20 protein-coding genes are annotated in these 26,545 nt (G+C 43.1%); 13 read left to right on the forward strand and 7 right to left on the reverse strand.

Annotated elements, in window-relative coordinates; translation table 11 throughout:
- The first annotated feature begins 11 nt into the window (after positions 1-11).
- From ACEN82_RS07985 to ACEN82_RS08000, 4 genes are all read left to right on the forward strand, one after another.
- Positions 12-2,306 carry a family 20 glycosylhydrolase gene (locus tag ACEN82_RS07985; protein WP_413319146.1) on the forward strand — a complete coding sequence of 765 codons (2,295 nt, stop codon included), beginning with the start codon at positions 12-14 and terminating at the stop codon, positions 2,304-2,306.
- Between the two features lie 9 nt (positions 2,307-2,315).
- A complete protein-coding gene (locus ACEN82_RS07990) occupies positions 2,316-4,433 on the forward strand; it encodes an alpha-L-fucosidase (RefSeq protein WP_413319144.1) in 2,118 nt (705 codons plus the stop codon).
- Positions 4,434-4,500: 67 nt separating this feature from the next.
- Positions 4,501-6,777 (forward strand): GH92 family glycosyl hydrolase, encoded by a 2,277-nt coding sequence (locus tag ACEN82_RS07995; protein ID WP_413319142.1) that lies wholly within the window; start codon positions 4,501-4,503, stop codon positions 6,775-6,777.
- Between the two features lie 650 nt (positions 6,778-7,427).
- Positions 7,428-8,513: a DNA topoisomerase IB gene (locus ACEN82_RS08000; RefSeq protein WP_413319140.1), complete on the forward strand. Its 1,086-nt coding sequence runs from the start codon at positions 7,428-7,430 to the stop codon at positions 8,511-8,513.
- Between the two features lie 110 nt (positions 8,514-8,623).
- Here ACEN82_RS08000 and ACEN82_RS08005 read toward each other — a convergent pair whose 3' ends face one another.
- Both ACEN82_RS08005 and ACEN82_RS08010 read right to left on the reverse strand, forming a co-directional pair.
- Positions 8,624-10,489, reverse strand: a complete 1,866-nt coding sequence (locus ACEN82_RS08005) for a M56 family metallopeptidase (protein WP_413319138.1) — start codon at positions 10,487-10,489, stop codon at positions 8,624-8,626.
- An 11-nt stretch (positions 10,490-10,500) separates the two neighbouring features.
- Positions 10,501-10,857, reverse strand: a complete 357-nt coding sequence (locus ACEN82_RS08010; protein WP_413319136.1) for a BlaI/MecI/CopY family transcriptional regulator — start codon at positions 10,855-10,857, stop codon at positions 10,501-10,503.
- 589 nt (positions 10,858-11,446) lie between these two features.
- Between ACEN82_RS08010 and ACEN82_RS08015 the strand changes: the two genes are divergently transcribed.
- The 5 genes from ACEN82_RS08015 to accC all read left to right on the forward strand — a co-directional run bounded on the left by ACEN82_RS08015 (position 11,447) and on the right by accC (position 18,331).
- Positions 11,447-13,030, forward strand: a complete 1,584-nt coding sequence (locus ACEN82_RS08015) for a flavin monoamine oxidase family protein (RefSeq protein ID WP_354483800.1) — start codon at positions 11,447-11,449, stop codon at positions 13,028-13,030.
- 32 nt (positions 13,031-13,062) lie between these two features.
- The gene (locus tag ACEN82_RS08020; RefSeq protein ID WP_413319134.1) at positions 13,063-14,232 is read left to right on the forward strand and encodes a pyridoxal phosphate-dependent aminotransferase; all 1,170 of its coding nucleotides are present in this window, start codon (positions 13,063-13,065) and stop codon (positions 14,230-14,232) included.
- Positions 14,233-14,352: 120 nt separating this feature from the next.
- Positions 14,353-15,345 (forward strand): Hint domain-containing protein, encoded by a 993-nt coding sequence (locus ACEN82_RS08025; protein WP_413319132.1) that lies wholly within the window; start codon positions 14,353-14,355, stop codon positions 15,343-15,345.
- A 420-nt stretch (positions 15,346-15,765) separates the two neighbouring features.
- Positions 15,766-16,251, forward strand: a complete 486-nt coding sequence (locus ACEN82_RS08030; RefSeq protein ID WP_413319130.1) for a c-type cytochrome — start codon at positions 15,766-15,768, stop codon at positions 16,249-16,251.
- 595 nt (positions 16,252-16,846) lie between these two features.
- Positions 16,847-18,331, forward strand: a complete 1,485-nt coding sequence (gene accC, locus ACEN82_RS08035; RefSeq protein ID WP_413319128.1) for an acetyl-CoA carboxylase biotin carboxylase subunit — start codon at positions 16,847-16,849, stop codon at positions 18,329-18,331.
- Here the strand turns inward: accC and ACEN82_RS08040 are convergent.
- On the reverse strand, positions 18,328-18,789 hold the full coding sequence (locus ACEN82_RS08040; RefSeq protein WP_413319126.1) for an NUDIX hydrolase: 462 nt from the start codon (positions 18,787-18,789) through the stop codon (positions 18,328-18,330). The two genes, accC and ACEN82_RS08040, sit on opposite strands and share 4 nt — an antisense overlap.
- Positions 18,790-18,875: 86 nt before the next feature.
- On the opposite strand from ACEN82_RS08040, the gene ACEN82_RS08045 reads away from it, so the two are divergent.
- Positions 18,876-19,373 carry an SRPBCC family protein gene (locus ACEN82_RS08045; protein ID WP_175489979.1) on the forward strand — a complete coding sequence of 166 codons (498 nt, stop codon included), beginning with the start codon at positions 18,876-18,878 and terminating at the stop codon, positions 19,371-19,373.
- 86 nt (positions 19,374-19,459) lie between these two features.
- Positions 19,460-20,044: a riboflavin synthase gene (locus ACEN82_RS08050; protein WP_176627476.1), complete on the forward strand. Its 585-nt coding sequence runs from the start codon at positions 19,460-19,462 to the stop codon at positions 20,042-20,044.
- Here ACEN82_RS08050 and ACEN82_RS08055 read toward each other — a convergent pair.
- A complete protein-coding gene (locus ACEN82_RS08055; protein WP_413319123.1) occupies positions 20,041-21,183 on the reverse strand; it encodes a tetratricopeptide repeat protein in 1,143 nt (380 codons plus the stop codon). The genes ACEN82_RS08050 and ACEN82_RS08055 overlap by 4 nt on opposite strands.
- A 111-nt stretch (positions 21,184-21,294) precedes the next feature.
- Here ACEN82_RS08055 and ACEN82_RS08060 point away from each other — a divergent pair, with 111 nt between their 5' ends.
- Positions 21,295-21,582, forward strand: coding sequence for a hypothetical protein (locus ACEN82_RS08060; RefSeq protein WP_090527010.1), 288 nt, complete (start codon positions 21,295-21,297; stop codon positions 21,580-21,582).
- Between the two features lie 67 nt (positions 21,583-21,649).
- On the opposite strand, the gene ACEN82_RS08065 is transcribed toward ACEN82_RS08060, so the two are convergent.
- The 3 genes from ACEN82_RS08065 to hscA form a co-directional block, all read right to left on the reverse strand.
- Positions 21,650-22,354 (reverse strand): hypothetical protein, encoded by a 705-nt coding sequence (locus tag ACEN82_RS08065; RefSeq protein WP_413319121.1) that lies wholly within the window; start codon positions 22,352-22,354, stop codon positions 21,650-21,652.
- 122 nt (positions 22,355-22,476) lie between these two features.
- Entirely contained in the window at positions 22,477-23,469 is a 993-nt protein-coding gene (locus tag ACEN82_RS08070; protein ID WP_413319119.1) for a hypothetical protein, read from the reverse strand.
- A 37-nt stretch (positions 23,470-23,506) separates the two neighbouring features.
- Complete coding sequence (hscA, locus tag ACEN82_RS08075) at positions 23,507-25,363, reverse strand: Fe-S protein assembly chaperone HscA (RefSeq protein ID WP_413319117.1); 1,857 nt, start codon at positions 25,361-25,363, stop codon at positions 23,507-23,509.
- Between the two features lie 183 nt (positions 25,364-25,546).
- Here hscA and ACEN82_RS08080 point away from each other — a divergent pair, with 183 nt between their 5' ends.
- Positions 25,547-26,497, forward strand: a complete 951-nt coding sequence (locus ACEN82_RS08080; RefSeq protein WP_413319115.1) for an aldo/keto reductase — start codon at positions 25,547-25,549, stop codon at positions 26,495-26,497.
- The last annotated feature ends 48 nt before the right edge of the window (positions 26,498-26,545 follow it).

The following is a 26,545-nucleotide window of genomic DNA, read 5'->3' on the forward strand; positions in this document are numbered from 1 at the left end:
AAACACAGATAATGAAGAGTATTTTAAAATATTTGTCGGCAGCGACGTTAGTACTTGCTTGTACAAGTGGTCTTAATGCGCAGGAAACGGCGTCGAAATTTCCGTTGATACCTTATCCTGCCCAATTAACTGCGGGAGAGGGCTCATTTACTATCACCTCTAAAACGGCTATTGTAAATGCCGGCGCTTTTAATACCGAAGCTTATGCCTTGAAGGATTTGTTGCGCAAAGGTTTAGGCACGCCTGTTGAAGTGAGCAAGATAAAGAAGGCCTACGCCATAAATCTTGTTTATGATGCAAGCATAACTACTCCCGAAGCTTATCGCATGAGTGTTACTAAAGAGCAGGTGGTTATCCGCGCGAAAGATCCGGCAGGTGTGTTTCATGCGGTAGAAACCATTCGCCAATTATTACCAGTGGGCGTTGAAGCGGGAGTGGTGCAAAAGCAATTGTCATTGCCGGTTGTTGCTATAGAGGATGCACCTGTTTACGAATGGCGCGGTATGCATTTGGATGTATCGAGGCACTTTTTTTCGATTAGCTACCTGAAAAAGTTTATTGACAGGATGGCTTTGTATAAAATGAACAAGCTGCACCTCCATTTAACTGACGACCAGGGATGGCGCATCGAAATAAAAAAATACCCGCTGCTTACCGAAGCCGGTGCATGGCGTACGTTCAATAACCAGGATTCGGCCTGTATGAAAAAGGCTAAGGATAATCCCGATTTTGTGATCGATAAAGAGCACATCGTTCAAAAAAATGGTAAAACCATGTACGGTGGTTTTTATACCCAGGACGAGATGAAAGGTGTAGTAGCTTATGCCGCAGCAAGACATATCGATATTGTTCCGGAAATAGATATGCCGGGACATATGATGGCTGCCATTAATTCATATCCTTTTTTAACCTGCGATGGCGAAAATAAATGGGGCGAATTGTTCACCAAACCCATTTGTCCATGTAACGAAAGTACTTTTGAATTTGCCGAGAATGTATTTACCGAGATCATGCAGATCTTCCCTTCAAAATACATTCACATCGGCGGTGATGAGGTTGACCGCACAAACTGGGGCAAATCAGATGCCTGTAAAGCCCTGATGGCTAAAGAAGGTATTAAAGACCTGGCCGGCTTGCACAGTTATTTTATTAACCGTATGGAGAAATTCTTCAATTCCAAAGGTCGTAAGTTGATTGGTTGGGATGAGGTGATTGAAGGTGGTATTAGCCCTACAGCTATTATCATGTACTGGCGTACCTGGGTACCTGATGCCCCGGTTAAAGCGGTTAAGAATGGTAATACCGTTATCATGACACCCGGAGAGCCTCTTTACTTTGATAATCAGCCCGATCAATATTCTGTTAGCAAGGTATATCATTTTAACCCGGTACCTAAAGTGCTGAATGCCGAAGAAGCAAAATCAATTATCGGCGCGCAGGCTAATCTCTGGTCAGAAATGATCCCTTCAGAAAAACGTGCCGATTATATGTATATGCCACGTTTAACCGCATTGTCTGAAATGTTGTGGACGCACAAAGAAAGTGAATATGAATCATATCTGCAGCGTTTAACAGAGCAGTACAAAAGGATGGACGCGATGAAGATCAATTATCGTTTGCCCGATCTGCCAAATTTACTTAATCAGTATGTTTTCACCGATGAAGGCAAGCTTAGCATCGTATCTCCATTGCCAAGTCTTACCATTCGTTATACTACTGATGGCACGTTGCCCAATACTAAATCTCCGGTATTGCCATCGCCGTTAACTATCTCTAAATCAGAATTGGTAAGGGTTTCTGCGTTCACACCAGCAGGTACCCGTGGTGATGTTTACAACCTTAACTACACACAACAGCAAATGCTTGGCCCTGTAAAAATCGCCCCACCAAAACCCGGACTTACAGCTACTTATTACAAGGCTTTTTTCAAAAAGACTGCCTTAATGCAAGATGCGAAAGTTGACAGCACTTTCACTACCGATAAGATAGAAGTGCCTGCTACAGTTAAAGCACCATCGTTTGGTATCACCTACAAAGGTTACATTGATGTGCCAACTGACGGTATTTACAGCTTTTATTTAACCTGCGATGATGGCGGTGTACTGTACATTGGCGATAAAACTGTTGTGGATAACGATGGTAATCACTCGGCTCAGGAACGCAGCGGGCAAGTCGCGCTAAAAATGGGTGCGCATCCGTTTAAGCTTGATTTTATTGAAGGTGGCGGCGGCTTTAAACTGTTGCTAAAATATAGTGTTAATGGCTCGGCCCCGCAGGATGTGCCGTCATCATGGTTTAAAAACTAATTATCTATTATGAAGAAGTTTACAGGCATTGCCTTATTGTTACTTTCGGCCGGTTTAAACGGTTTTAGCCAAACGGCTCCCAAACCTTATGGTGTACTGCCAACGCAGGGGCAGCTCAACTGGCAGGAAACCGGTATGTATTGCATTATCCATTATGGGGTAGATACTTACACCAACAAAGAGTGGGGCTTTGGCGATGAAGATCCGAAGATTTTTAACCCATCGCAGTTTAGCGCCTTGCAGATTGTAGCCGCTGCAAAAGCAGGCGGTTTTAAGGGCGTGGTAGTGGTAGCCAAACACCACGATGGTTTTTGTATTTGGCCAACTAAAACTACTGAACACAACATCACCAAAAGCCCATATAAAAATGGTAAGGGTGATATGTTGAAAGAATATCGTGAGGCTTGCGATAAGCTGGGTATGAAACTGGGTGTTTACTGCTCGCCATGGGACAGGAATAATCCTAATTATGGTACTGCAGAATATGTAAAGACCTATCGTGCGCAATTGAAAGAGCTGTATACCAATTACGGTCCGCTGTTTATTTCATGGCATGATGGTGCTAACGGTGGCGACGGTTACTACGGTGGCAAACGTGAGGTTAGAAAAATTGACCGCTCAACTTATTATGGCTGGGATACTACCTGGGCTATAACCCGCAAATTACAACCGAATGCTGTTTTATTTGGTGATGTTGGCCCGGATGTGCGCTGGGTTGGCAACGAGGAAGGTCATGCAGGCGAAACCTGCTGGGCAACCTATACGCCCCACGCACCGGATGAAGGCAAGATTCCGGCTAACGGTTATGTGAAAGATTATGAAGGCACCGAAGGTACCCGCAACGGTAAGTACTGGATGCCTGCTGAGTGCGATGTGTCACTACGCCCGGGATGGTTTTATCATAAAACACAGGATGAAGGTGTAAAATCGCCTTATACCTTGCTTGATCTGTATTACAAAAGCGTAGGCCGTGGTGCAGCGCTTGATTTGGGCTTATCTCCCGACCAGCGTGGTATTATTAATGAGATCGACGTAAAATCATTAACCGAGTTCGGTAACCTTCTTAAACAAACCTTCGCGGTTAATTTGGCAAAAGGCGCAACGTTAACGGCAAGTAATGTGCGTGGCGGTAACAAAGCCAAGTTCGGTCCGCAGTTTTTAGTAGATGACAACCGTTACAGCTATTGGGCAACTGACGATAAGGTGACTACTCCTGAATTAACTATCGATCTGCATTCGCCAAAAACATTTAACGTGATCCGCCTGCGCGAAAATATTAAGCTTGGGCAGCGTATTGAAGCTGTTGCTGTAGATGCTTACTTAAATGGCAAGTGGGAACAAATAGGTGAAGCTACCAGCATTGGCGGTAATAGGCTGATCCGTTTAACGCAAAATATAACTGCAAGCAAGTTAAGGCTGAAGATTACTGCTTCGCCGGTGGCTATTACCTTGAGTGATTTCGGGATTTATAAAGAGCCGGTACATTTAACTGCGCCAAAGATATCCCGCAATAAAAAAGGCGAGATAAGCATTACTACCGAAGCGCCGGTAAGCGCTATCCGCTATACGCTTGACGGGCACGAGCCAACGCTAAATTCGCCGGTTTACAGTAAACCGTTTACGCTTAATGAAGGCGGAGTAGTCAAAGCCCGCAGCTTTGAAGGTAAGGAACACCAAAGCGAAAGTACTTACGCGGAATTCGGCTTTGCTAAAACCGATTGGAAAGTACTGGATGCCACTGCGGCTAATGACCAATGGAACAAGGCCGAAAATGCCTTTGATGAAAATACCGGTAGTCTTTACAGCACACTAAAAAAAGAAAGCGCGCAATTCCCGCAGCAGATCAGCGTTGATTTAGGAAAAGAGCAAAAAATAAAAGCATTCGGCTATTTGCCAAGGCAGGATAAGCAAGCCGAGGGCATTGTTGATAGCTATGTGTTTTATATCAGCAACGATGGCAAAACCTGGGAAAAGGTGGCATCGGGCGAGTTCTCAAATATCAAATCGAATCCAATTGAGCAGCCTGTAGTATTAAAGCAGGAGGTTAGCGCACGTTATTTAAAATTTGAAGCCGCGCATGTAATTGCAGGCAATGGTATTGCCGTAGCCGAATTAAGCGTTTATTAATAATCTATTAAGTATTGAGGTTTAATTGGCAACAAAATAAGCCTCAATACCATCATTTAAATAAAGAATGAAAAAGCAATTCGTTTTGGCCGGTTTACTGGCCCTTGTTAATTTAAGCTCCCGGGCACAAAGGCACCAATCACAACCCATGAAAAAGGCCGGAGGTTTAACGCAATATGTCGACCCATATATCGGTACCGGTTTCCATGGTCATGTTTTTGTGGGCGCAAGCGTTCCATTTGGTGCTGTGCAGTTAGGTCCAACAAATATATCCGAAGGCTGGGACTGGTGCTCCGGTTATCACATTTCTGATTCTACCATCATCGGCTTCCAGCATACCCACCTGAGCGGTACCGGCATAGGTGATTTAGGCGATATTTCTTTTATGCCAACAACCGGGCCAATCAACGTATACAAGGGCAGTAATAAAGATTTAAAAAGTGGTTATGTGTCGTTGTTCAGTCACAAGGATGAGGTTGTAAAACCCGGCTATTATAAAGTAAAGCTTAAAAAATATGATATCGGCGTTGAGCTTACTTCCAGTACCCGTGTTGGTATGCATAAGTACACTTTCCCGGCGTCAAAAGATGCTCACATCCTGATTGATCTGCAGGAAGGCATAGGCTGGGACAGGCCAATGGAAACCTATATTAAACAGGTTGACAAGAATACCATTTGCGGCTACCGCTTTTCCAAAGGCTGGGCAGATGATCAGCGTATTTACTTTACCGCGGTATTTTCTAAACCTATTAAAACTTTCGCGGTTTATGACAGTACAGCCAATGTAAAAGGTACCGAGCTTAAAGGGGGAAAAGTGAAAGGTGTTATCAGCTTTGCTACTACCAAAGGCGAGGTAGTTTACGCTAAAGTAGGCATCTCACCGGTAAGTGCCGAAAATGCCATGCTTAACATTAAAACCGAAATACCGGGCTGGGATTTCAATAAAGTAGTTACAGATGCCGATGCAGCCTGGAATAAGCAATTCCAGAAAATTGTGATCAAAGCTGATTCATTGTCACAGATGAAAAAGTTTTATACAGCATTTTATCACACTATGATAGCGCCTTCTATTTTTAACGATGTAAATGGCGAGTACTGGGGAACCGATAAAAAGGTGCACAAAAACGAGGGCTTCAATAATGTAACTACGTTTTCATTATGGGATACTTACCGTTCAAATAACCCGCTGTCGACCATTATCCATCCGGAGCATGTGAATGATATGATCAACTCCATGCTGGCCATTTATCAGCAACAGGGCAGCTTGCCGGTTTGGCATTTAATGGCTAATGAGACCAATTGTATGGTGGGTTACAGCGCAGTGCCGGTTGTTGCCGATGCTTTATTGAAAGGCTATAAAGGCTTTGATGCTAATCTGGCTTACGAAGCCATGAAAACTACAGCCATGGGCGATGACCGTGGTATCAAATATGTAAAAAAATATGGCTATATCCCGGCCGATAGCAGCCGCGAATCAGTTTCAATGGGTCTGGAATATGCCATTGACGATTGGAGCCTGGCGCAGGTAGCCAAAAAACTGGGTAAAACAGAAGATTATGCTTACTTCAGCAAACGCGGCGCTTATTACAAAAACTACTATGACGCCAAAGCAGGCTTCATGCGCGGCCGTTTGTCGCAGGATGCATGGCGTACACCATATAGCCCGTTCATTTCTATCCATGAAACCGGCGACTTTACCGAAGGTAACGGCTGGCAATATACCTTCCTTGTCCCGCAGGATGTGGAAGGTTTGATTGATATGCTGGGCGGCGTTGATAAATTCAATACCAAGCTCGATTCATTATTTATTGCGCAAGGCGATATGGGTAAATTTAAATCGCCGGATGTATCTGGTTTGATCGGTCAGTATGCCCATGGTAACGAGCCAAGCCACCCGATGAGCTACTATTATGCTTACTCAGGCAAGCCATGGAAGACAGCCGAAAAGGTAAGGTTCATCCTTGATGATTTTTATACAGATAAACCGGATGGTATTATTGGTAACGAAGACGTAGGGCAAATGTCGGCCTGGTACGTGTTATCGGCTGTTGGTTTTTATCCGGTTAACCCGGCCAACGGCCTGTACGTATTTGGCAGCCCGGTGGTTAACGAGGCTACACTGCAATTGCAGGGAAACAAGAAATTTCATGTAGTAGTTAAAAATAATGGCCCTAAAAATAAGTATATCCAGGCCATGACGCTTAATGGAGCTAATTACACCAAAACTTATATCAAGCACACTGATGTGATGCAAGGCGGTGAACTGGTGATTACCATGGGCGATAAGCCCGGTACTGTTTGGGGCGTTGGGGAAGCTAACAAAGCGGTTTCGGTGTTGAAGTAGATAATCTTGCTACGTCATTGCGAGCGTAGCGCGGCAATCGCACGGAAGCAGAGCCGCCATGTACAGCATACAATTGCTTCGTACCTTACAGCAATGACATGAGTTTATTGAATTAAAAAGGGATGCCCGGCGGCATCCCTTTTTAATTTTTGCGCGTGGTCGGTGTTATCACTATGAGTGTTCGGAAGATTTCAAATTCCCCCCTTGGGAGGGGTGTGTTGGAAATGTGCGGTGGCAGGGAGGGGTTTATCCGCTATTTCAAACGAGTAAGTACGTCAATGAAACCCCTCCCTGCACCCTCCCAAAGGAGGGAGTCGCACAATCCCACGCTCTGTTATTTCTTCCGAACACTTATGGTATTATCACCGCACCAGCAGGCTGCTTACCTTTTCCAATGAAACAGGATTTATCAAATTATGCGATAGCATGATAACACAGGCAGCAGGAGGGGGTTAACAGGGTTAACATAATTTGAAAATCATTAAAATAAGTTATTGATTGTCAGTTGTTTAATAAGATGTTGGGGTTACGCGAAAGATTTGCAATAATTCAGCTTGTGGCCGGTGTTAGCACGCTTGAGCTTGCAGAAATATCTCCATAAGATAAATCCCTATTTAAAACTTAATCTTGCCTTGACATGTTATCTCAACATGAACCGTCTCCTTAAAAAGCTCGAAAAAATTGGCCGCGATCCCAAGATCACTGCAAGGGCAGTTGGCTTGCGTTATGTTTCTGACTCATCGCCGGGATATACCCGCAAAAAATCGGGAAAGGGCTGGAGCTATTATGATGCGGATGGTAACATTATAAAAGACAAAGAGTTAATAACAAGGTTCAATAAGCTGGTGATTCCGCCGGCTTATACGAATGTTTGGATTTCGCCTTACGACAACGGTCACCTGCAATTTACGGGTACCGATGCAGCCGGGCGCAAACAATACCGTTACCACACCTATTGGAACCAGATCCGCAATCAATCCAAATATCATCGCATGCAGTCTTTCGCCGCGCACTTACCGGCAATTCGTGAGCAGGTAGATAAAGATCTGGCAAGACGTGATCTTGGTCATGAAAAGGTGGTAGCATTGGTTGTAAGGTTAATGGAGTTGACAAGTATCAGGGTGGGAAATGAGTCGTACAAAAAGTTGTATGGATCATTTGGTTTAACAACTTTGCAAAACAGGCATGTAAAGGTTGAAGGTTCTAATTTACGATTTGAGTTTAAAGGTAAAAAAGGGGTGTTTCACAAAGTATCGCTCCAGAGCCGTAAGCTGGCCCGTTTAGTAAAGCAATGCCGGGATATTCCGGGAAAAGAGCTTTTTCAATACTATAATGAGGATGGAACCCGTTGCAGTGTTGGTTCAGGCGATATCAATAATTACCTGCACGAAATAACCGGCGAGGATTTTACAGCCAAGGATTTCCGTACCTGGGCCGGCAGTGTGAGTGCGCTATACGCCTTTAAAGAAGCCGGGGAGTTTAATAGTATAACCGAATGCAAAAAGAAGATTGTGAGCGTTTTGGATGAAGTTGCTATAAACCTTGGGAACACGCGTACTGTGTGCAAAAAGTACTACGTGCACCCATCGGTTATTAAAAGTTATGAAGAAGGCACCATTTTTAAGTATATCAGCCAGCTTGATGAACGCGAAGATGTAAAAGCCGCCGAACTTAATATTGCTGAGAAAGCCTTACTCAACCTGCTGGAAACTGAAAAACTGGCCGAGGCCAGTTGAAGGTTGATTATGTTTAAAGTTGCTTAAGAGAGTGGTTATTTCTATTAACTATTAACTGATTTTATCGAAATAAAACTACTCACCTAATCCAACTTAATCAACCAATTATTTTACTTTTTACGGGTGGTAATCACTACTACACCGTCTTTGGCTTTATCGCCGTATTTTTTCGTACTGTCATCGCCTTTCAATATCGAAATGCTTTCTATTTTGTCGGGATTAAGTTTTTTAAAGGCTTCTATGGAACTGGTTTTACCGTCTATTACAATTAATGGGTCTTTATCGCCATTAGTCATAATGCTCATTCCGTTAACGTTTAACGCCTTAACGTTTGCTTTTTTGCCGTAGCCGGTAACAACCACATCGCCTCCATTTGCCACTATCGCGTCATCATCAGATTTTATGCTGTATGAAAGGGCTGTTGGTTTAGTTTTTACTCCGTTTATGGTTATGCTGCTACTGCCAGTTCCGCTTGATGAGCTGGCAGTGTTTTTTGAAATGTAAGTTCTTACATTGCTGTAAGTTTTACCAACACTTTTACTAACCGGACCAACAGTTATTATGTTAATGTTATCATCGTCATTTAGCACCGCATCGCCGCTTAGATTTGTGACACCCATTTTTCTGATAATAATGTCTTTGGGTACGTTTTTCTCAAGCTCGTCTTTATTGGGGGCGTCTTTAGTAATTATGTATGCTACTTTAACAGGTTTATCCTCTTCAATTTTTGCCAATCTTCGGGCGTTGGCACCTGTTAGTATATACATGTTTTCGATTTTTGTTGGGTCGAGGTTTTTGCCGGTAGATACCACGCCATTTACCACAAATACCAACGAATCCTTTTTAATTGATGCTAAAGCTATTTTTAATTTTTTATTGGTATCCGGTTTGATAGCCATTGGCGCAATAGCAATTGCTGGTGTAAGCAAGGGCTGGGGCGCGGCCACAGGTGCGGGTGTAACCATCGGTTTTGCAGTTGAAGTTTTGTGGATCTGCTTAGCTGCTTTTACTGGTTTTGCGGGAACTTCATCTGCATTGATGTTAATGATCCTGGCCAGTGGCTGTACCGCGGCGGCAAGGGTGATCCTCACAGGTTTGGCAAAATCAGCTTTTGAAATGCTGAATACCAGCAACAGGGCCATAACGGCCGGTACTACAAAAGCGTAGCGGGTGAGGTTAAGTTTCGACGATCTTTTCGCGTTCATCATGATTATCCGTTTTTTTATAGTTGAAATATTGAAATGGTTTACGATGCCGGGTTGGTTGTTGTTAAAGCTTACATTAACCAAACTGTATTGGTATGCTTTACTGTCGATACCGTTTTTGAGGATCTTTCGATCAGTAATAAACTCGATGTTTTCCCTTACCGCCCGCTTAATAAGCCAGATGCCCGGGTTAAACCAGTAGAAAATGCTGCTGAGTTCGGCTAACAAAATATCGGCAGTATGCCACTGGTTTACGTGCACCTGTTCATGCAGCAGGATCGATTTCAGATCGGCAGGCTCATGCTTGGCGGGATTTACATAAATGCTTCGCCAAAAAGAGAATGGGGCTGCGTCTTTATCCATTACCCGAACCAAATGGCCGCCTATGTATTGAGGTCTGGAGTTTTTATACAATCGTAGAAGGGAAAAAAGCTGCAAGGCCAGGCGGATGAGCAGCAGGCCGGCACCCGTCCAGAAAATAACACTCAGCCAGTACCAGTAATCAAATGTTTGAACCGGCTGGTTCACCAGTTGAGCCGGCGACTGCCAGTTAAGGGCTATTTGCTCCATAGGTTTGGCCAGTTCTTCGTGCCGCTGCACAAAAGCCGAAAAATTGATCTGTGGATAAATACTGGCAAACAGGATTGCCGCAAGCAAATAGATCCGGTTAAGTGTATAAAAGGTAAGGGGCCTTAGCACCAGGTAATAGCCCGCGCAAAACAATAGCAGGGCTATGTTCACTTTCAGTAAAAAAACAAATGTTGCCGGCATGGTTGTAAGGTTTATTGTTTTTCAATGAGTTTAATGATCTCTTTCAGGTCGGTAGCGCTGATCTTTTTTTCGTTGGCGAAAAACGTCACCAGGTCTTTATAGGAGTTTTGAAAATAGTCGCTTACAAAACCGCTCATAAAGCGTTTTTTATATTCCTCTTCCTGTATTATTGGCAGGTAACGGAACGAGTTGCCTAATTTTTCGCTTTTCAAAAATCCTTTGCGCTCCAGATTTTTTATGGTTGAGGCAAGGGTGGTGTAGGGTGGCTTAGGTTCGGCCAGTTGATCTAAAAAATCCTTGATAAACCCGGGGCCCGATTGCCACACTGCCTGCATTGCTTCTTCCTCTTGTTGCGATAGTTTTTCCATTGTATTTACGATTGTTTCGTAAAACTACGAACTATTCGTAGTAATGCAAATTTATTTTAACTTTTTAACAGAATTTAACGTTTGGTTGGAGAGGTTAGTGGTTGGAGATCAGAGGTTAGGGGAATTGTCTGAACTCGAATTAAACGAATTATTGGAATTTATCGAATTTGCTTTGCATTCTGTAGATTATTAAATTCTGAAAATTCTGATTCCGACAAATACGTTAGGGATAGGAGCGGATACCAGCCAATGAGCGTAAGGCCTGCAGGCGTATGAGCGGATAGCCCGGCCGCAGGCAACGCCCTTATTCGAACTATGATTTTTAGGATTACCTTAAAATTGTCTGAACCCGAATTAAATGAATTGTTGGAATTTATTGATTTGCTTAGCGTTCTGTTAATTCATTAATTCTATAAATTCGAGTTCAGACAAAACCACCAACCATATCTTAACATAAATTCCCCGGTCATCAAAACAACGTTGTTAATTTTATAAAAGCTGTAACAAAAGTTGTTTTACGCTTAACATAAAAGCAAACAAAAAACTATATTTAAACCAGAGTTGATTGTAAAACATAAATACGCGCTTATTGAAAACTATTACCCGCAGGGACTTTTTAAGTAAAGGTGCCATGTTGGCTGGCGGTGCTTATCCCGCTATGCTTGCCCTTGGCTTATTAAAACCATCGCCAGCACATGCTTTCAATCTTGAGGGCAGCGGCAAAGGCAAACACATTATTATTTTAGGGGCTGGTTTGGCCGGTATGACCTGTGCTTATGAGCTTGGCAAGCTTGGCTATCAATGTACCATTTTGGAGGCGCGGCAACGTACAGGCGGTCGCTGCTTTAGTATTCGTAACGGCAGTACCAATACCGAAATTGATAAGCCTGCGGCTACAGCCCGTTTTGATGCCGGCCAATATTTCAATGCCGGCCCATCGCGCATACCACACAACCATGAGCTTACGCTGCATTACTGTAAAGAGCTGGGGGTGCCTATTCAGGTTTATAACAATGTAAATGAAGGCGCTTATTACTTTGCCGAAGGCAAAGGCCCTTTATCCAACAAAAAGATAAAGGTTAGGGAGGTGCATAATGATATCCGTGGATACATGACCGAAATGCTGGCTAAAAGCATTGACCACGGTAGTCTCGATAGCAGCTTTACCAAAGAGGACGGCGAAAAGATCATCGAATACCTGCAAGCCGAAGGTGGATTGGATGTTGATAAACTGTACAAAGCTTCGGCACGCCGGGGTTATGCCGAAACGCCGGGAGCCGGCGACAAGCCCGGTAAAGTTGCTGATCCGCATAAACTGGCCGATCTGCTGCATTCGGGTTTGATGGATCCAGATTTTTATAATGTAGCCGAATATACCTACGAACTGCAGATGACCATGTTTCAGGCCGTGGGGGGTATGGATCAGATAGCTAAAGCATTGGAAAAGAAAGTGGCGCCGTCAATAAAAACGGGTGCGGAGGTTACTGCCATTAATAATGTACCTGATGGTGTTAAGATAACTTATAAAGACGCTACAGGAGAGCATACCTTAAACGGCGACCTGTGTATTTGCACCATTCCGCTGCCTGTGCTAAGCAATATCAGCAATAATTTCAGCGGGGATGTTAGTCGCGCTATTGATTATATCAGCTATAACCAAACTGGGAAGATTGGCCTGCAGTTTAAACGCAGGTTTTGGGAGGAGGATGAACATATATACGGGGGTATAACGCACACTAACAATGATTTAACGCAGATTTTTTATCCATCCTATGATTATTTAGGAAAAAAGGGTATCTTGATTGGATATTACAACTTTAACGAAAAAGCGCAAAAGATCGGCGCTTTAGGCTACGCCGAAAGGGAGAAGTTCGCGCTGGAAAAAGGCAGGCTGATTCACCCGCAATATGACAAGGAGTTTGAAAGCTCGTTTTCGGTAAGCTGGCATAAAACAAAATATAATTTAGGCGGATGGGCGGTTTATACCACAGAAACCCGCAAAACACAATACCCGGTACTGTTAAAGCCCGATAAGCAGGTATATTTTGCAGGTGAGCATTTGACATACCTGAATGCCTGGATGGCCGGTGCCTTTGAATCGGCCAGGAGCACGGTTGCCGCTGTACATGCAAGGGTTACCAACCAGCGTACCCAATACCCGGTTCAAAAATAAAACGACGTTAAAAAACATTAAATACCACCACCATGTCAAGTACAATTAACCGCAGAAACTGGATCAAATCCAGCGCATTTATGGCCGGGGGACTGGCCCTTTTTTCAGGAACAATTGGTAAGCTGGCAGCCATGCCGGCCCGTGTATTTAAGCCCTTAACCCGCGGCCTAACCGATCAGGAAGCTATTACCAATGCAGGCTTTGAATTAAAAGCAAGGCTCCTTGCTAACGAGAATCCGTTTGGTCCATCGGCTACCGTTAAAAAAGCCATTCAGGATGCTATTGATAAAAGTTATCAGTACCCTTTTATGCAGCTGTCCCAGATTTATGGGAAAATTGCTGCATACGAAGGCGTAAACTCAAATAATATACTGATGGATGCAGGTTCAACCCCGCTTTTACTTGCGGCTGCCATGCATTTTACCAAAGGTGGTAAAAGCGTAATCACCGGCGACCCTTCATATGATGACCTACCGGGCAGGGCACAGGCGCTTGAGGGAAAGTGGGTAAAAGTGCCCCTGACCGCCGATTATAAACTCGACCTGGACGCCATGGAAGCAAAGGTTGATGACAATACCGGTTTGGTTTATATATGCAATCCCAATAACCCAACCGCTACCGTGGTTGATACCGAAAAGTTAAAGGCCTTTTGCGAGCGGGTGTCAAAGAAAACAACCGTTTTTGTCGATGAGGCTTATATAGATTACCTGCCTGATCCGAAAGCTGCAAGTATGATAAGTTCTGTCAAATCCGGTAATAATGTGATAGTTGCACGTACCTTTTCAAAACTTTATGGCTTTGCCGGCTTAAGGCTCGGGTATATTATATCGCAGCCGGATACCATCAAAACATTTGAAAAATATACTACCCAGGCCTGGAGTATTAGCGCAACTACACTCGCCGCCGCCATAGCGGGTTATCGCGAAGAAGCATTTCTGAAAGAAACCCTGGAAAAAACAAATGCTTCTAAGGAATATCTGTACTCGGTGCTTAAAAAAGAAGGATATGAATACATCCCCTCATCGGCAAACTTTGTCATGTTCCCGCTGAAAATGGACGGCAAAAAATTTGTCGGCGAAATGATGAAGCGCGGCGTAGGTATTCGTAACTGGCAATTTAACGGCAAAGACTGGTGCCGCGTAAGTATTGGCCGCATGGACGAAATGGAAGCCTTTGCCGATGCGTTTAAACAATTGTCCTGAGTTTTAAGAAGCATGAAATCAAGAGTCAGGAGACAAGAAGAAAAGTTTCTTGCTCCCGGCTCTGAAAATTACAGCAAACTTCTTGGCTCTTGAATCCTGATATCTTGAATCTTTTCTAAAATGCACAAACTAACATTAACACTATTACTAAGCTCTTCATTGTATTTTGCCCAGGCGCAAACTGTAAACCCTCGTCCGCTTACTATGGATGAGTATAAAAAGGCGCAATCATTCGCGATTGCTAATTTGGATAATGACACCTACGTTAAATTTGAAAATACCTACGTACTTGACCGTTATGAAAACCGTAAGCCTTATTTTATAACCGGGGCCGACGGCTTGAAAAAACGTATCGACCTGTATAAACTGGTTGCCAAAGAAGGTATGCAGGAAATAGGTCTCATGGTGTTTTATACCAACGAAAAAGGCAAGCTTTACAAAGCCCTCGTGCCCGATTTTACTGCCGATGCTAAAGTTTGGGAGCAGTATTTTCAGGATATTGATAATATCAACAAAGTGGAGCAGAACTTTATCCTGAAGCTGTCGTACGTGCTGTCAAAGGAAGTTAGCTTTCAGCAATATAAGGCACTTAACGCCGGCAAGGATCTGAAGGAAGAGGCCGCTACCTATGGCAATGACATCTGTTTCCCTGGCGAAGAATTGGTTACCATGGCCAATGGCGATAAAAAAATGTTGAAAGCTGTAAAAAGCGGTGATGAGGTAATAACAGTTGATCCGTTGACTAAAAAAAGTACCGCTGTAAAGGTAAAAGAACTTACCATACATGAGGCCAAAAACTACGCTTTAACGCAACTGGTACTGGTATCTGCCCAAACAAAAAACACAGCCGAAGGCAGGCAGGTAAAACTGAATAGTAAGGTGTTACAGGCAACACCTAATCACCCTATGTTAACCAAACAGGGCAATATAAAAATAGGAGAGGTAGCTACCGGCCAGGAAGTACTTTGCCTGAACGAGCAAACCGGCAAATATGAAACTTTCACCGTATTGCAAAAAACAGAACACGCGGGCGATGTACAAAGAGTATATAACATTGTTGCCGATGGCGGCAGCACCCTGCTCATGAACGGTGTAATGGTGATGCAGAAGTAATTTAGTGTTCCCTTTCTCTGCTTTAATCAATTTCTACAAATCTGTTCCCCCCTGGGGGATTTTGCAATTTCATAAACATATATTAATTGCCTAAGGACAGATGCACCAGAGGTGCAAAAGGTTTGTAGCTCGTAAAGTTATAGAATACCCTTTGCCCCAGAGAGGCAAAACACGAAGACTTACTGTTTAAACGACAAGCAATTTTGTGAGCAAACTTAAACTCGTGGAGGAACCTTGAGTTATTCGTAAAATACTTAGTTTCTTAACAATGTCGGCAGCAATGCGTAGTCCGGCCAGGATAACTATCGGGAAACATGCTTCTGTAATGATGAAGTTACCGTGAATAATTCAATCATTTGCTTGAAAATGTTGCAACATTAAAATCTATAAGTTAATTTAGATGACTTAAACATGACAATTATGCCTGTTAACAAAAAATTATTAGTTACACTCGGTCTGCTATCCATAGTAGTGTTTGGCGCAATGACCAACATTAAACCACAGGACGAAGGTTTTAAAAATCTTAAGGTTTTGCCAAAAAACATTTCGGGTGAGAACCTGCACAAGGTTATGGAAGATTGGGAGCATTCATTAGGTGTACATTGCAACTTTTGCCATGCCCGTAATGAAGAAACTAAAAAGATGGATTGGGCAAGCGATGCCAAGCCTGAAAAAGCAATGGCGCGCGATATGTATAAAATGATGAACAAAATTAACCAGAAGTATTTTCATGCCAAAAAGGATTCTTTAGGCATGATTATGCAAAGTGGTGTTAACTGCAATACCTGTCACCGTGGTACAGCTCATCCTGAGGTTATGGTACCCGACGGAAAAGGTCCGGGTGGTCAGCCTGGTCCGCCGCCTGCTGGTCCTGCTCCGGGCAGCCCTGCGCCAACTAAGCCATAATTAACAAGCGTATTAGTATAATTAAATGCCTTTGGTAATCCCAGGGGCATTTTTGTTTTATAGTGGTTATTATCGGCTGTGTTTACCTGCAAGTAAAAATTAGGTTAAGGTTTATGTATTTAACAGTTGAATATTTATCCTTTTTGACAGATAGCTTCAAACTGCGTTCATAAAAAATTCATGCTTGGTAACGATCTTTATACACGATAAAGATTCGTTGGTTTTATTTAGGAATTGCTGGTTGATTTATGATCAACTTTGCAAAGTTGATTTATGAAACCGCGGACTGATTATTGTAACCTTTAATATTATCATAATTAATAAATGACTGCTGAGTTTCGGATTAAGCCACAGGATCAAGCTAATATCTCAACAAATTCCAGCGATTTATTTTGCCGGAATTGCAAAAGCCGGTTGAGCCGTATCAAACGGAGCAGCCTTGCCAAATTTTTATTGTTGGGTTTACCCTTTAAAAAATATATCTGTTATAAGTGCTCCCGTAAAACCTACAGGTGGGCTCCTAAATAATATTTCAATCGTTTTATAAGCATTGGGTATATAGTATCTTTTTGTGTAAATCAATTACATTTGTTTTATGCAGAAAATACTGGTTGCCAACCGTGGTGAAATAGCTTTACGAATTATGCGCTCGGCGCGCGAAATGGGTATTAAAACCGTGGCGGTTTACTCACATGCAGATCGGGATGCCCTGCACGTGCGCTATGCCGATGAGGCTGTAAATATCGGGGAAGCTCCATCCAGTCAATCCTATCTTATTGGAGAAAAGATCATAGCTGCATGTAAGCAAACCGGGGCCGAAGGTATCCACCCGGGATATGGGTTTTTGAGCGAAAATGCCGGTTTTGCCAGGCTGGTTAAGGATTCGGGACTTATTCTTATTGGCCCTTCTCCCGAGGCCATGGAAGTAATGGGTAACAAGTTATCGGCCAAAGCTGCGGCACTCAGGTATAATATACCGATGGTGCCCGGAACGGAGGAAGCCATTACTGATGTTAACGAAGCTGAAAAACGGGCTATTGAGGTAGGTTTTCCAATATTGATCAAAGCGGCTGCGGGGGGCGGGGGTAAAGGGATGCGCATTGTTGAAAGCCCGGCAGACTTTGAAGAGCAGATGCAGTTAGCGGTATCTGAAGCTACCTCAGCCTTTGGCGACGGCTCTGTTTTCATTGAGCGCTATGTATCATCCCCTAAACACATCGAGATCCAGGTACTTGGCGATACGCATGGTAATATCGTGCACCTGTTTGAGCGTGACTGCTCGGTACAGCGCCGCCATCAAAAAGTAGTTGAAGAGGCTCCATCGGCAATATTAACGCCTGAAATCAGGGAAAAGATGGGGCGTTGTGCGGTTGATGTAGCCCGGTCTGTAAATTATACAGGAGCGGGTACGGTTGAGTTTATCATGGATGAAGGGTTGAATTTTTATTTCCTGGAAATGAATACCCGTTTACAGGTTGAGCACCCTGTTACGGAACTGATAACCGGTATTGACCTTGTAAAGGAGCAAATTAAAATTGCAAGGGGCGGGGCTATCAGTTTTAAACAGGAAGATCTGAAGATTCAGGGTCATGCCATTGAACTGCGTGTTTATGCCGAAGATCCGGCCAATAATTTCCTGCCAGATATTGGTACACTGCAAACTTATATAACGCCCAAAGGGCCCGGCGTACGGGTTGACGATGGGTTTGAGCAAGGCATGGAGATTCCCATCTATTATGACCCCATGATAGCCAAGCTGATAACCTTTGCGGATACCCGCGCTGAAGCTATTGAGCGGATGATAAGGGCTATAGATGAGTATCAAATCACCGGTATTACTACAACCCTCGGTTTTGGCCGTTTTGTAATGCAGCACGAAGCTTTTACTTCTGGTAATTTTGATACCCATTTTGTGAAAAAATATTTTTCGCCCGAGGTGCTGCTGGAAAGTCGCGAGGATGAAGCTATAGTAGCAGCAATGGTAATGGAACAGCTCTTGAGCAAAAAAAAGGTTTCAATTGCAGCCCCGGCAGAGTGGGCTAATCCAAGCAACTGGATCAGGAACAGGAAGCAGATTTAATGATTGTTGATCGCGGCCAGTTCATCTATCAAAGCTGCCTGAGCAGGGTTGATCTTTATTTTTGCTGTTGCTATATCAAACCATTCGGCACGATCAATTTCATCAAAAGTTTGTTTTTTTCCTGAGCGTGGCGGCCATTCTATTTCAAAGGTATTGCTTTTGATATTTCCCGTATCAATACTGCCTTCAACAGCCCAGGCCAGTACTGTTTTACCCCCCTTTTGTTTTATAACGTTCAACGCTATAAAATCCCCGGTTATTTCATGCCCGGTTTCTTCCTGAAATTCACGCTTTGCTGCCTTGAGGGGATCTTCATCGGGAAGATATTCACCTTTGGGTACCGACCACGAGCCTTCATCCTTGTTTTTAAAGAACGGCCCGCCCGGATGTACAAGAAATACCTGCAAACCATGAGCTGCTTTACGGTATAATAAGATCCCTGCGCTTTGCTTTGGCATGTTTAAGATTTAAAGGCAAGTTAATGAAAGGCTTAATTATAATTGTTATTTTTGATACAAACGCCCCAAACCGATATACAATTATTATGGCAGACAACAGATGGAGCAAATTTAAAGTAACTGCTGATGTTGATACGGACGTACGCAGTATGTATGAAGCCTGGGCTACTCCCGAAGGCCTGGAAACCTGGTTTTTGCGTAAGGCTGATTTTTTTGCCATAGCAGGCCGCCAGCGCGAACCGCAGGAGTTTATAAAAAAAGAGGATACTTATACCTGGCATTGGCATGGGTTTGATGATACCATTTCCGAAAACGGACAGGTGCTGGAAGCCAACGGCGCCGATTTTATAAAATTTACTTTTACAGGCGGCAGTATAGTGAGTGTATCTATCACTGCTAAACTGGGCGTTGTTATTGTTGAACTGGTGCAGGAAAACATCCCCGAAGAAGCCGACCCCGAAAAAAACCTTTATGTGCAATGCCAACTTGGCTGGACATTTTATCTGGCCAACCTGAAATCGGTGCTGGAGGGTGGCAAAGATCTTCGTAATAAGCGTAAAGACCTGTTCTCAAGTTTCAAATAATTTCATTTACTGCTGACAAACCATAGTGCAAAATATTTTAGCTTTGAACCAATCAAAATAGCCCCTTTCAACGGGCCGGGAAGCATATGTTTACAGGAATTATAGAAACTTTAGGGAAGATCACCGATCTGCAGCAGGAAAAAGGCAACCTTAATATTACAGTCGAGTCGGCTATATCGCACGAGCTTAAAATCGATCAATCGGTAGCGCACAATGGTGTATGCCTTACCGTGGTAGCTTTAGCCGATGGTTTGCACGTGGTAACCGCGATTGAGGAAACCTTAAATAAAACCAATCTTTCCCAGCTCAAAGTTGGCGACCCGGTAAACCTGGAACGCTGCATGCAAATGAATGCCCGGCTCGATGGCCACATTGTTCAGGGCCATGTTGACCAGGTGGCTGTTTGTACCGCATTTAAAGAACTTGACGGCAGTTGGGAATATACCTTTGAATATGATGCAGCAAGCGGCAATGTAACCGTAGAAAAAGGATCTATCTGTGTAAATGGTATCAGCCTAACCGTGGTTAATTCGCATGCCAATAGTTTTTCTGTAGCTATTATTCCGTATACATTTGAGCATACCAACCTGCACAATGTGCAAGTTGGCAGCCAGGTTAACCTCGAGTTTGATATCATAGGCAAATACGTTGCCCGCTTAATGCAACGCTAAATCCCTAATGATTTAATGCGCTGTTTGGAGTAAGCGATATAAGTTTTTTGTGACTCTTTTGGCTTGCTTGCCAGGTACTTTTTATAGTACTTAATAGCTGTTGCCTTATTCTTCAGTTCGGTATCATACAGGGTTGCAAGGGCATAATAGGTAATAGGGTCCGGTTTATAAAGCAAGCTTTTCTGGTAAGCTTGAACTGCATTTCTAAGCTGGTGCAGCCTGTCGTATGAATCACCTTTTTCGCTGTAATAGGAGCTCACCCCTGTAGATATGGCCTCTTCAATGGCCTTATCCAGGTAAGTTATCGCTTTTGAGTTATTGTGCAGGGCTTTGTAGCTCATGGCTGTATAATAATATGACGCTTCGGTGCCGGTATTGCCGTCCTCCAGTGTTTTGAAAGTTTTAATACAATCAGGATAGCTGCCGGTCATGTAATAAGAAGTGGCCAGCATGGATACAATGCTGCCGGCCTGCTCGCCCGCGTCAAGCAGTTTTTTTGTTATGGCGATAGTTTCCGGGTATCTTTTTAACGCGTACGAGGCCTGGGCTTTGCCTTTCAGGAGCAGCAAATTGGCAGTATCGGCAACAAGTGCTTTGTCGATAATATTTTCAGCATTGCCATATAGTTTAAGGTTGATGAAGAAGGACGACAGGTCATAGGCCACATCAGGGTTAAGCGGATTGATCTTATTAGCTTTTTGCAGATATACAATGCTCCCCTCTATATCGCCTAAATTTTGCGACAGGTTTGCCAGTTGCTTATACACATCAAAGTTGGTGGTATCTTTCAACAGGATCTTCTTTACATACACGATCGCTTTTTTATTATTGCCGCGCCTTTTAATGATCTCACTCATGTTATACAGGTTGGTGAGGCTGGTGGTATCAGTAGCGTAAATACGTTGATAATAGTTTTCAGCATCGGGCAGGCGGGAGGCCATTTTGGAGGTGTAGGCCAGTTTAGCCAATACTTTTATGTCGGTAACAGGCTCGGGATATATTTTTTTGAGGTAATCTGCTGCGTCGGCAAAACGCTGATTTTGATAATAATCAAGCAGGAGCGAATCATTAGCGGCTTGCTGAGCGCATAATTGCGATACTGATAGGATAAGGATTAGGGTTATAAATAGGTTTTTCATAACTAAATATTTAGTTAAACTAAATTATTAGTTATAGGTGTTAATTCCAAATCTGAAACAATTTTTTATTGGTGTGGTTAAAATGTAAAGTGACACTTAAAACCACACATTATGGATAAGTTAAAGAAATTTGGACTGATGGAAAAAATTGTCCATGAACTGGAAGACTTGAAAAACAGCCAGCAAGCTATTATTGCTAAGTTAACTAAAATAGAAGTTGATAATATCGAACTTGGTGATAAACGCCTTGAAAAGGACCTGCCCGATATGCACCAGCGCGTATCCGAAAACCTGGATACTATTGCAGCTATCCTTGAGGATTTTGCTAATCAGACTGAAAACTTTAGCAATAGCAATAATATAGCCGCCCTGAAAGAGCAGGAAGCATTAGGAAAATAAGTTAAAAAGAAAATCCCCGGGAAACCGGGGACTTTCTTTTTATAGTTGTGTTAATACTACAGCACTATTATTTTTTGTTGATTTTTCCACTATTCCGGTTATACCTTTTTATGGCTTGAAGATAATTTTTCCATTGGATGCTTTCAATAGCGTCAAGATCGTCACCAACCATAACCCGTAGATTTTCTTCGTTATATTGAACAATTGGCCCGTTGTTGAGCTGTATAGCAACGATGGATTTTGGATTGAACATTTTCCCTTCGGGGTCACTTAAAAGCGAGTATGCATTAATTGGGCCGCTTATAAATTTAAACATCCAGCAGCTATCTTTAGCGATGCCCGCATAATAGATAGGCGCCGAAGAAACCCCGGCTGATTTTTTAGTTGATGAGGATGCGATATTGCGCGCTATTTCGATTGTCTGTTCGGGATAGATTGTTTGTTCTCGATTTGTATCTGCTTTGGATAAAGACTGATCAATGAACACCAGGTAACTTTTATGGATATAAGCATCTACATAAATTCTGGATTTTACTTCTTTTTTAGAACCGTTAAGCATGGTTACCAAAAAAGTATACTCTGGGTTGTTGGTACTGTTGTTGTGATCACTCCGAAAGTCCCACATAGCGAGAGGCGTCTGTCGATCCATTTGTGAGTCCATGTTTTGCTTGTTAAATGTATTGTTAACAGCGGGCAATCCGTTTTGAGCAGAGGCACATTTTCCTAAAATAACAAAGGAAAAAAGAGAAACATACTTTAATAAAAGTTTCATATATAAAGCTTAGATGGGTTAAATATATGAAACCAGTTTAACCAAAATGTTAACTTTTACCAATACTGAATAACTTACAACTTACGAAGCTTTTAAAGCTTCGTAAGTCTTATAGTTCATCACTACTGGTACTGAATATAAATAGGGGCAGGCTTCAGACTTAACACTTCCTTAGGCGTAAGCATCCTGTGTGGTTCGTTCTTTAAGTCGTTTTTATAAAAAAGTTTAAAGCCGGTGAACTGTACAGGCTCTTCTGAAATAAAATATTTGTAAGTGCCTTTTTTTAGTTCCGGGCCGCCCCAGCCATCCATATCCATCACTACCTGTACTTCGGGACGTAATTTAATATCCTTATAGTTGGTTACCATGCGTTTGGTAAAGCGGTGTACAACAAATATTTTAGGTGGGAGGTCATTCTTTTTTGCCAATTTGGCCAGGTAGCCGGTTACGTAGTTAATATCATCGGCGTCAAAGGTGCCTATACGTTTGCCGGGCACACTGCCTTCTTTCATAGAAAATTCCGGGTCGATACCTAAATGAACGTTTGGCATCTTCATGTATTTCTCTAATAAAGGCAATTCGGTTTGTACTGTGCTGAAGCCAACCTGGATATCTAAAAACACAAGCGCGTTGATACTTTTTGCCCAACTGATCACGGTATCAATCTGGCTAAAGGGCATCCGCAGGTTATGCAAGCCATTACGACCGGCATCGGCCTGGGCCGTTACGCAGATATAATGTAAGGCCGGTACCACGTTAGTAGCTGTATCAGCCTTTTCCCAGTTCTTTACCTCTTCCTTTAATTTATTGAACATGGTTTTGCGTGGGTATTGGCCCAGCACGCCCATGTTTTTTGAATAGAGGTTACCATAAAACGCTACAATGCGGTTAAATGGTAAAATAGCTCCGGGAAGCGGATATTCTTTGGTTTTTACCGGCCAGCGACCACTTTTATCGCCGTTGGCCAGTTTTTTCATCAGCGAATCGTACTTTAAAGTATCCAGCATGGATGACCTTGCCGAAGTATCGCGGAAATGTTTGCGGGTTGTAGAACAGGCCGTATTAGCAACGGCAATAAAAATAAACAGGGCTAAAGCAGAAATTGTCCTTTTCAAATTTTAAGATTTTTGACTTAATGAGCAATATCTGTGCCTATTCTATACTCTTGCCCTTCATAGCCGTACTTATTGCCTGATCCATCAAGCGTTCGGCAAACGGACGAGTGAACTCGTTAACCTCATCAATCGTTTTTAAAATCAGGTCTTTATCGCCGCTGGTGAGGGCCTCTTTCAGTTTCTGAACAAGTTTGGTGGTATCAGCAATTTCGGTAACGGAAACGTAGTCGGCATTTTTTTGAAGGAAGCGTTCAACGGTATATACCATTTGCTCTCCTTCGGTGCGTGCCTCAATGAGCATACGCTGGCTTACGTCGTCTTTAGCGTGGGTAATGCTGTCCATCAGCATTTGTTCCACCTGTTCGTCGGTAATGCCATAGGTTGGTTTTACTTCAACCTCCTGCTTTACGCCCGAACGTAGTTCGATGGCCTGTATGGTTAGGATGCCGTCGGCATTCAATAAAAAGTTAATATCAACTTTAGGGAAACCTGCAGGCATGGAAGGGATGCCTTTTAAATCAAATTCGGCCAGTTTACGGTTTTCTTTGATCAGGTCGCGCTCGCCCTGGTAAACGGCAATTTTCATGTTTACCTGTCCGTCTATTGATGTCGTATATTGCCTGCCTCCCTTGGTTGGCACCTTGGAATTACGGGGAATAATAACATCCATCAGGCCGCCCATGGTTTCAATACCTAAGGACAGGGGGGTAACATCTAATAGTAAAATATCTTTACGGTTGCCTGCTAAAATATCGGCCTGTATAGCGGCGCCTAAAGCAACTACTTCATCAGGGTTCACATCATCATGCACCGGGCGACCAAAAAACTCAGCAACCATACGTTTAACCAATGCCGTACGGGTTGAGCCGCCAACCATAACCACTTCATCAATCTGATCGATAGTTAGTTTAGCATCCTTGAGCGCGTTTTGGCAACTGGTGATAGTTTGCTGTACTTTTGGTAATATCAGTTCTTCAAAAGTAGTGCGGTCAAGTGTACACCAGATCTCGCCGATTTTATCATTAACCAGGCTTTGGTGTGCGAAGGCTTTTTTGGCTTCTTCGGCCTTTAGGCGCAGTTGCTGGGCCAGTTCGGTATTGGCAAGCACTTCGGCTTTATTAAGCTGGTTTTTCTCAATCCAGTAATCAACAATAATACGGTCGAAATCGTCGCCGCCTAAAAATGTATCGCCATTGGTAGATAGTACTTCAAAAATGCCGTTTTGAATTTGCAGTATGGATACATCAAACGTGCCGCCGCCAAGGTCATAAACTGCTATAGTTTTAGTTTCTTCGGGGTTTAGGCCTATCCCATAAGCCAAACTTGCCGCGGTAGGTTCGTTAACTATCCGCAACACATCAAGCCCTGCAAGTTTACCGGCATCACGGGTGGCCTGGCGCTGCGAATCATTAAAATATGCCGGAACAGTGATCACAGCACGGTTAACCGGGGTTTTAAGGGCATGCTCGGCACGGGCCTTAAGCTCTTTCAATATCTGGGCCGATAGCTCGATAGGGGTGTAAAATTTATCGCCTACTTTGATCTTTACCAGGCTTTCGGTATCGTCGTCAATTACTTTATAGCTAAAAAAGTCTTTGTAGTTTTCAATATCGTGGTAACTGCGGCCAAGCAAGCGTTTAACCGAAAATATTGTATTTTGTGGATCGGTTATCAGGAACTCTTTTGCCTCATTACCAACCAGCACATCGCCTGCATCACCAAAATGAACTACAGAGGGCACCAATACACCTTTGCCTGCATCATTAATTACCTGCGGGTTTTTATCAGGGTTGATGAATGCTACCAGCGAGTTAGTGGTACCCAGATCGATGCCTACAATGATCTCTTCTTTTTGTAATGAGCCTGTTGCCAGGTTGATAGAAACTTTAGCCATTATATTAAGTTAACAAAGCGCAAATGTACTTAGTTTTGGTTGAGGATATGTCTTCTCAATCTCTAATTTGTTAAGTTTTGTGCGTTTTGTAACATCATCGCAGGTTGAGCCTTTATTTCATTATACTGTCAAACAAATACGCTTAACACCGCTTTATCCCTGTAATACCCTAAATAAATTATTATGAAAAATCGTGAATTAGGAGCATCCGGCATATCAACAGCGCCATTGGTTTTTGGCGGCAATGTGTTTGGGTGGACTGTTAAAGGTAAAGATACAGCCCTTTTATTGGATGCATTTGTAGATGCCGGGTTTAATACTATCGATACTGCTGATGTTTACTCGCGCTGGGTCGAGGGCAATAAAGGCGGCGAGTCGGAAACCGAAATTGGTAACTGGCTTAGGCAAAGCGGCAAACGCGATAAAGTAGTTATAGCCACTAAAGTAGGCGCCGAAATGGATTCGGGCAGCAAAGGGCTTAAAAAGGATTACATTATTAAATCGGCCGAGGCTTCATTAAAGCGCTTGCAAACCGATTACATTGATTTGTATCAAACCCATTACGATGACCCCTCAACCCCGGTTGAAGAAACCCTGCGTGCTTATGATCAACTTATGCAGGACGGTAAGGTGAGGGCTATAGGAACTTCCAATATGTCTGTCGAACGGTTGCATGAGTCGCTCAAAACGAGTATTGAAAAAGGCTTGGTAGCTTATCAAACACTTCAGCCCGAATATAACCTGTTCGACAGGGAAAAATATGAAACTACTTACGAGCCTTTCATTAAAGAGCAAAACCTTGGGGTGATCAGTTATTTTTCATTGGCCAGCGGTTTTTTAAGCGGCAAATACCGTTCCGAAGCCGACCTGAAGGGAAGCAGCCGCGCCGGTATGGTCAAAAAATATCTTAACCCAAGAGGCTACAGAATATTAAAAGTCCTGGACGACCTTGCCGGGCAGTATCAAACCAGTCAGTCGGCAATTGCACTGGCCTGGTTAATTGCAAGGCCTGGTATTACAGCACCCATTGTTAGTGCCACCAGTTTGGAGCAACTTACTGATCTTTTTGAATCAGCCGCTTTGAAATTAGATAATGAAGCTATTGAAATGCTGAATATCGCCAGTGTTTATTAAATATTAATTTATATTTCACTATATATAACAGCGCGCTTTTTAAATGAA

The organism is Mucilaginibacter sp. Mucisp73 (assembly GCF_059491465.1).

Coding starts and splice junctions, on each gene's coding strand:
- ACEN82_RS08050 (WP_176627476.1), top strand. CDS start 19,460: ATGTTTACAGGAATTATAGAAACTTTAGGGAAGATCACCGATCTGCAG.
- ACEN82_RS08060 (WP_090527010.1), top strand. CDS start 21,295: ATGGATAAGTTAAAGAAATTTGGACTGATGGAAAAAATTGTCCATGAA.
- ACEN82_RS08020 (WP_413319134.1), top strand. CDS start 13,063: ATGTCAAGTACAATTAACCGCAGAAACTGGATCAAATCCAGCGCATTT.
- ACEN82_RS08040 (WP_413319126.1), bottom strand. CDS start 18,789: ATGCCAAAGCAAAGCGCAGGGATCTTATTATACCGTAAAGCAGCTCAT.
- ACEN82_RS08080 (WP_413319115.1), top strand. CDS start 25,547: ATGAAAAATCGTGAATTAGGAGCATCCGGCATATCAACAGCGCCATTG.
- ACEN82_RS08005 (WP_413319138.1), bottom strand. CDS start 10,489: ATGCCGGCAACATTTGTTTTTTTACTGAAAGTGAACATAGCCCTGCTA.
- ACEN82_RS07990 (WP_413319144.1), top strand. CDS start 2,316: ATGAAGAAGTTTACAGGCATTGCCTTATTGTTACTTTCGGCCGGTTTA.
- ACEN82_RS08000 (WP_413319140.1), top strand. CDS start 7,428: ATGAACCGTCTCCTTAAAAAGCTCGAAAAAATTGGCCGCGATCCCAAG.
- ACEN82_RS08010 (WP_413319136.1), bottom strand. CDS start 10,857: ATGGAAAAACTATCGCAACAAGAGGAAGAAGCAATGCAGGCAGTGTGG.
- ACEN82_RS08025 (WP_413319132.1), top strand. CDS start 14,353: ATGCACAAACTAACATTAACACTATTACTAAGCTCTTCATTGTATTTT.
- accC (WP_413319128.1), top strand. CDS start 16,847: ATGCAGAAAATACTGGTTGCCAACCGTGGTGAAATAGCTTTACGAATT.
- ACEN82_RS08065 (WP_413319121.1), bottom strand. CDS start 22,354: ATGAAACTTTTATTAAAGTATGTTTCTCTTTTTTCCTTTGTTATTTTA.
- ACEN82_RS07985 (WP_413319146.1), top strand. CDS start 12: ATGAAGAGTATTTTAAAATATTTGTCGGCAGCGACGTTAGTACTTGCT.
- ACEN82_RS07995 (WP_413319142.1), top strand. CDS start 4,501: ATGAAAAAGCAATTCGTTTTGGCCGGTTTACTGGCCCTTGTTAATTTA.
- hscA (WP_413319117.1), bottom strand. CDS start 25,363: ATGGCTAAAGTTTCTATCAACCTGGCAACAGGCTCATTACAAAAAGAA.
- ACEN82_RS08055 (WP_413319123.1), bottom strand. CDS start 21,183: ATGAAAAACCTATTTATAACCCTAATCCTTATCCTATCAGTATCGCAA.
- ACEN82_RS08045 (WP_175489979.1), top strand. CDS start 18,876: ATGGCAGACAACAGATGGAGCAAATTTAAAGTAACTGCTGATGTTGAT.
- ACEN82_RS08030 (WP_413319130.1), top strand. CDS start 15,766: ATGCCTGTTAACAAAAAATTATTAGTTACACTCGGTCTGCTATCCATA.